Origin of the sequence: Barnesiella sp. An22, assembly GCF_002159975.1 — a bacterium.
GTDB classification, from domain to species: Bacteria; Bacteroidota; Bacteroidia; order Bacteroidales; family Barnesiellaceae; genus Barnesiella; species Barnesiella merdigallinarum.
The window spans coordinates 1-1,861 of record NZ_NFJR01000042.1; the positions used below are offsets into that span (position 1 = coordinate 1).

Below are 1,861 nucleotides of genomic sequence, written 5' to 3' on the forward strand. Positions count from 1 at the left end.
CCCAAATCCTCGGCCGCCACCAGTTGCCAGGTACACCGAAACAGGTGAGTGCGCACAATCCGGCCCGCATCATACGCCTCCCGAAAAGCACGCATCGAAGGCTCGCGCAACCTCATGCCCACCGCCCAGCGCATCATCTTATACTCCTGCGCCTGCACCATACCCATCCACGCAACCAAGTCGTGTACATCGGTAAATCGGGAACTTACCAACTGCTGGTTAAGAAGTCGTATATGCAAGATATTCATAGCTCTTATTTTCTGTAAAGATACACGAAATATAACCAATCGTATCACCTCCATCGGGAAAAGTGGAGCTAACCCCAACAAGACATTACCCTATACCAACCATACTCCCCCTATCACCCCGCACAACAATACCCACCTCTGTTGTCCCACACAGTGATATACACCAAGTCACCTCGCACGTGATGCGCACCGTGTCACCCCGCACGTGATGCGGGGTCCAGGGAAGTGAATCTTACGGGTAATCTTGTCGATATCCCTGGATGCCGCATCAAATCGCGGCATGACCGAAGCGCGAAGCCATCTTTCAGCTTTCGGACATCAGCCGGGAGCTTTCTTTGGGCTTTCACTTTTCTTTTGCAGGAAAAGAAAAGGGGAAACACGAACATAGACCTTGCGGGTAAAGATTACTAGTAAGACGCACAATCTGGGCGTCCCTACCGACCCGGACGATACTGCCGGCGTTTTCCCTTTGGTATAAACAGCGGGTATTCCTGGATCCCGCATCGAGGTGCGGGATGACTGGGTGGCTGCATCGGATGCGATTGAGCAAACTAAAAAAGGTGATTATAAAAAGGTACAGTATGTGGTTACCGAGGGTATGCGGTATGACCGAAGCAGGTAGTTTTTGGATTCCACATCAAGGCAGGGATGACTGGGTAGCTACATCGGGGGGGGGTGATTGAACAAACTAAAAAGCTAATAATAGAAAGAAGACTCTCACCTTCATCTATCGCTATTCCAGAATTGCCGATAACGTAGAAAGGCGTCGGCCACATCGGGCTGCATCTCGTCCCTGAAGAAAGAGGGCTCCCTCGTGGGGTGCCAGTTTCCCACCACCTGCCCGTCATCAAGAATCACCGGATAGAACAAGCCGTTACGATTATGTATCCGGTGGCGGAACTCCTCTTCAAAAGCATGGTGCCGACTTTTATAGCCAATGAGATATTCGTCGTACGAGGGCAGCAGAATCACCTGCCGGCGGTATCCCCTCATCCGGCAATCGCGATGTATAAAATAAGTCTCCCCGGCATACGGCTCGGTAATCAACTCGCTGCGGATCGACTCGATGGCTGCCCGACACTCGCCCACGTTCAAATTCGACCACCACACAAAATCCTCGAGAGTGGCCGGGGCGTGACTCAGGAAATACTTCCGGGCCAACAAAGCGAGAGCCTCTTCCCGCAACATGTCCGGGGCTTGAGGTATTCGGTCATCGACCAGCGCATAGGTATTCTGCCTATCGTCCAACAAGCCGTTGCAAATAATACCGTCGGCCTCGGCTCTACGCAGATAGATTGACATCACGTGGGCATTATCGACCAGGCCCTGCTCCTCGAGGCTTTGCAAGAGTGCATCCTTCGGCACCGACCCCTTCCCCTCGAGCGACCGGCGAATAAGGTCATTGGCACGTTCATACTCTCGCTCTTCAATCCGCCTTCCGTGATAAGCCAAGTAACCCCGAATCGACACCTTGTTCCTCTCGGCACACAAAGGCAACATCCAGCCCAAATCCTCGGCCGCCACCAGTTGCCAGGTACACCGAAACAGGTGAGTGCGCACAATCCGGCCCGCATCATACGCCTCCCGAAAAGCACGCATCGAAGGCTCGCGCA

Annotated in this window: 2 protein-coding genes; both read right to left on the reverse strand. The window is 53.2% G+C overall.

Annotated elements, in window-relative coordinates:
- Positions 1–248 (reverse strand): crosslink repair DNA glycosylase YcaQ family protein (locus tag B5F38_RS14075; protein WP_162611686.1); only part of this gene is annotated, 248 nt, incomplete at its 3' end.
- Positions 249–971: 723 nt separating this feature from the next.
- On the reverse strand, positions 972–1,861 hold an 890-nt coding region (locus B5F38_RS14080), incomplete at its 5' end, for a winged helix DNA-binding domain-containing protein (protein WP_206422502.1).